This is a genomic window from Vibrio sp. 1580 (assembly GCF_033340055.1).
Window position 1 is genome coordinate 1 of sequence record NZ_JAWOVT010000505.1, and the last position, 579, is coordinate 579.

The window sequence follows — 579 nt, forward strand, 5'->3', positions numbered from 1 at the left end:
GCAAAATACCTTGGTTTGGCATCAATACGACATCAGAAGTGACCAAATACATCCATTGAGCCACCTCTTGCAACTTATTCCACTCCGTTTGTGGGTGGTAAGGATGTACTTGCAAGTCATGGCACAAAGACGCAGCACTGCCTAAGCCCATATTTGGCTTAATGCCTTGCTGCTCGGCCGTCTCGTTGTATTGAATAATCCGGCAGCGTTGATTTTCGACAATGACGACCGGGTGCTCTTGGTTGTTGCCAAACAGCGCATCCAACTGTAGGCGAGGGAAGTATAAGTAGATCCACAAAACCATGTGATTATCCTTGATTCGCCAATGGGAAGTTCACCACAGTCGATGGGATATGAGTCATCACTGGCATCACTAACTGCGGGTAATCATGTTGAAAGTCGATATTGATACTGCCTTTGTTCCAGCCCCCTTTGCGTTTCAATACTTCCACATTTACGCCTTGTTCATGACCTTGTAGCTTTAAGCTCAATGACACAGGTAGGGACAAGCGATTTGCCATGCTCGGTTTGAGCATAAAAAGCGGACAAGCGCCTTGTTCACTGGCAACCTGTAAGCGT

General features: G+C 46.8%; 2 pseudogenes. Both read right to left on the reverse strand.

Annotated features, from left to right (window positions below):
• Window positions 1-304 (reverse strand): annotated as a pseudogene (locus tag R7093_RS26830) (DNA polymerase Y family protein); the annotation flags it as partial.
• A 4-nt stretch (window positions 305-308) separates the two neighbouring features.
• Window positions 309-579, reverse strand: a pseudogene (locus R7093_RS26835) (recombinase RecA); the annotation flags it as partial.